A 3,743-nucleotide genomic window follows, 5' to 3' on the forward strand; every position below is an offset into this window, starting at 1 on the left:
TTGTCAATGCAAATGAGCGTTTCTCACAGCGTTCTAAAACGCATATTAATCATCTATTATGAGATTTTAATAATAAAACAAGAAAAGAGAGGGTAAAAACTCCCTCTCTTTTCTTCTATATTCTTTTTCTCAAAAATGATCGGTTATGGTACTATTGTTATTTACTTTATTATAATACTTTAAAGAAATATTCAATATAAATTAGTGTATAGTTTTTAAGTTATATCATGAATAGATTGTCCTGTTAATTCCCATTTTTTATCTGATACATGTTTAACAAACCTTGTATCATGTGATGTAAACAAAATGATTCCAGGATATTTATTCATAAACATTTCTAATGCTTCTAATGTTTTAATATCTAAAAAATTAGTTGGTTCATCCAAAATTAACATATTCGCTTTCGTTGAAAATAATACTGCTAACGATAATTTCGTTCTTTCCCCACCACTCAAAACATTACAAGAACGCTCAAGTGCTTCATTTAAACCCAAGTTATTTAAAATAGCTCTACTGAATGATTCTGATGAATCCGTTTCATCCATTAAATATTGCAATAATGAAACGTCACGCATGTCTTCATAAGCAAGTTGACGATAGTATGCCATTTGCACTTTAGGAGAACAATCAATTCCCTCTATTTGGTGGTAAATAGCTTCAAGTAAAGTTGTCTTACCTACACCATTTGCACCTACGAGCGCTATATTTTTGCCATATGGTATTTGGAATCGTACTTGTGTTAGCAGTTTTTGACTTCCTTTAACCAATGTTAGATTTTGTGCAATGATTGGATAATTATTATGGATATCATAAATTTTATTTTGTGGAAAATTGAATTCATGATAACTTTGTGGTTTTTCAACTTCTTCCAAATGTTCCATTCTTTTTTCAATATGCTTAGCTTGTTTTTGAGCAGCCTTCTCAACCGTGCCTTTTTGTTTTGATGCACTTAAACGATCTGGTGCTATACTTTTATTTTTTTGTTTTGATGATGCTTGTGCCATTTGTTGCGCTTGATTTCGTTTAGCTTTACTGGCTTGGGACAATCTTTGTTTTTCACTTATATACTGTTCATATTTACGTTGTTGTTCTAACTGTTCTTGTTCATATTGATTTTGATACTGTGTGTAATTACCTTTAAACACTCTTATTGTGCCATCTTCTTGTATATCCCAAATTGTGTCAGCAATTTGGTCTATAAGTGCTCTATCGTGACTTACTATAATTAAAGTACCATAGTAATATTTTAAAATATTATTCAGATAATCTTTACCAATTTTATCCAAGTGATTTGTAGGTTCATCTAAAAGTAATATCGGACTATAATTTGATATGACATTAGCTAATTTATATTTTGCTTTTTCACCACCACTCATACTGTCGGTTGTATGCATAGGTATATGGAGTTCACTCATTAAACTACCGTCTAACGTGTTAAAATCATTTTCCACATCCATGTTAAGCTGTTCAAAATATTGAATTTCGCCATTCGTTTCAACTGTTCCAGATTCTGGTTTTGTTTTTTGAGCAATCATATTTAGTAATGTGGTTTTGCCAGTACCATTACCCCCAATAAGTGCTATTTTTTCAAATTGGTAAGCATAAAGATGATCGATGTTAAGTGATCGTAAATCTGTCAATTTATGATTGATTTGGTTAAATTTAATTGTATATTGTTCCATATTTATACACTCCTTGTATATTTAAAGGACGTGTACGCAAAAAATGAGACAGGCTACTCCCGTCTCATTCACATTACACTTTCAAACACTTAAAGAATTATTACGATGTTTTAGTATTTGAAAGCGTTTATTATTCCTATCGAAGGATAAAAAATGACATAAGTCATCCTATGAGTGTGTGTATTGCGGACAAGCCTTTTTGAATTAATTTAGTTTTGTATTCAAAAAGGTTTATTTGAGTCTCATAGAAGCTGTCATTTTAATCCTCCTTCATCGATAAAATAGTAATGTTAATATAACATTTTATTGGTTTTTTTACAATATATCTCTAAGTACAAAGATCATATAATAAAAGTATAAAATTACAATTTGAGATTGATTATACATCTTGTTAATTTAGAGTGTACTTATAAAATGCAGCACTTCATTTAATTTATATTTATGTATCTCAACATGTATTTAAATAATTTATTTTTTTATGATACATTAAGTTTGGATTTAAAATATATCTAAATAATTAAAAAGGAGATAATTGTATGGATGTTTTAACAGTAGAACATTTAACAAAAAAGATAGGTAATAAGACTATTCTCAAAGATATTTCTTTAAATTTAAAACGAGGACAGATTGTCGGTCTTGTTGGAGCAAATGGGGCAGGAAAAACATCTTTGATGAAAGTTATATTAGGCTACTCGATTTATCAAGAAGGTAACTTTGAAGTTATTGAAAATAAGCATAAAAAAAGTAACGTTGGTGCATTGATCGAAAATCCAGGAGTATATCCCTTTATGTCAGGCTATGACAATCTTAAACTACTAAATGAAACTAAAAATACTCAAGATATTGATACAATTGTCTCTCAACTTAAAATGGATGAGTATATACATAATAAAGCCAAAACATATTCCTTGGGTATGAAACAAAAATTAGGTATTGCAATAGCTTTCTTAAATCAACCCCAATTAATTATTTTAGATGAACCTATGAATGGGTTAGATCCTAGGGCTGTAAGAGATGTTAGAGAACTCATTGTAAAAAAAGCGGAAGAGGGCGTTACCTTTTTAATTTCTAGCCATATATTAAGTGAGTTAGTAAAAATCACCAATTCTATCCTTATCATTAACAAAGGTAAAATTGTTACTGAAACTACCGAAGAAGAATTAAACCAATATAAAGATAACGATTTAGAAAATGTATTATTAAGTATCATTGATAAGGAGGATCAATCGTAAAATGGGCACTTTAATTAAGCAAGAATGTTTTAAATTGTTTAAAAAGAAATCGACGTTTATTATACCAATTATCATTATGTTATTAATGGTTGTTCAAGCTATAATATCTAAAAACTATGATGATGTTTTTTCTCCACAATCATCTATTGAATCAGCATTTAGTGGTTTTTCATGGTTTATCTTTTTATTAATTATTCAAGCCAGCACCATTATTTCAATGGAGTTTTATCATGGTACAATTAAAAATCTTCTCTATCGAAAATATACGAGAACAAGCATTATTATTAGTAAAATTATTACATTAATACTTTTTTCACTACTGTATTTTATTGTTAGTATTGTTGTAGGAATTATTCTATGGGCTATTTTCTTCAACGATATCAATCTCCTTGAAAGTAAGGGTGATGCGTTATCGTTATTAAGTAAAATGTTATTAACTGGACTAGGTACATATGTTGGAACATGGTTAGTCTTAAGTATCACCTTATTAATTTCATGTGCAATGAAAAGTCCCGGTGTCTCTATTGCTGTCGGTATTGTATTGTATTTTGCCACTTCAATTTTGTCAGGGATATTAACAATTGTTGTAGATAAATGGGAATGGTTAAAATGGAACCCTATTAGTATGATGAATATTATGGTTCAAATTGTTGATAAAAACATGAAAAAATTCACAAAATTAGAACTGCATGAATTATTTATTGGTAATATTGTTTATATTATTATTTTCTTAATCATCGTAGTATTTGTCTTTAAAAAGAAAAATGTCTAATCTAACTCAACACACTTTATAATTTTGCATTCCTCTACTAACCAGTGTTATAATCTA

The 3,743-nt window shown here is 28.9% G+C and carries 3 protein-coding genes; 2 read left to right on the forward strand and 1 reads right to left on the reverse strand.

Annotation, left to right across the window (positions count from 1 at the left end; all coding sequences use genetic code 11):
* Positions 1-215: 215 nt before the first annotated feature.
* Positions 216-1,682 (reverse strand): ABC-F type ribosomal protection protein Msr(A), encoded by a 1,467-nt coding sequence (gene msr(A), locus HMPREF2663_RS02155; protein WP_002447408.1) that lies wholly within the window; start codon positions 1,680-1,682, stop codon positions 216-218.
* Between the two features lie 536 nt (positions 1,683-2,218).
* On the opposite strand from msr(A), the gene HMPREF2663_RS02160 reads away from it, so the two are divergent.
* Together HMPREF2663_RS02160 and HMPREF2663_RS02165 are read left to right on the forward strand one after the other, a co-directional pair.
* Complete coding sequence (locus tag HMPREF2663_RS02160) at positions 2,219-2,914, forward strand: ABC transporter ATP-binding protein (protein WP_002447409.1); 696 nt, start codon at positions 2,219-2,221, stop codon at positions 2,912-2,914.
* Position 2,915: 1 nt separating this feature from the next.
* Positions 2,916-3,686 carry an ABC transporter permease gene (locus HMPREF2663_RS02165; RefSeq protein WP_002455772.1) on the forward strand — a complete coding sequence of 257 codons (771 nt, stop codon included), beginning with the start codon at positions 2,916-2,918 and terminating at the stop codon, positions 3,684-3,686.
* The last annotated feature ends 57 nt before the right edge of the window (positions 3,687-3,743 follow it).

The sequence above is a fragment of the Staphylococcus sp. HMSC077D08 genome (assembly GCF_001837945.1).
In the GTDB taxonomy this organism is placed as follows: domain Bacteria; phylum Bacillota; class Bacilli; order Staphylococcales; family Staphylococcaceae; genus Staphylococcus; species Staphylococcus epidermidis.

Bases quoted from the DNA above. Each gene is read 5' to 3' on its own strand.
- HMPREF2663_RS02160 (WP_002447409.1), top strand. From the start codon at position 2,219: ATGGATGTTTTAACAGTAGAACATTTAACAAAAAAGATAGGTAATAAG.
- HMPREF2663_RS02165 (WP_002455772.1), top strand. From the start codon at position 2,916: ATGGGCACTTTAATTAAGCAAGAATGTTTTAAATTGTTTAAAAAGAAA.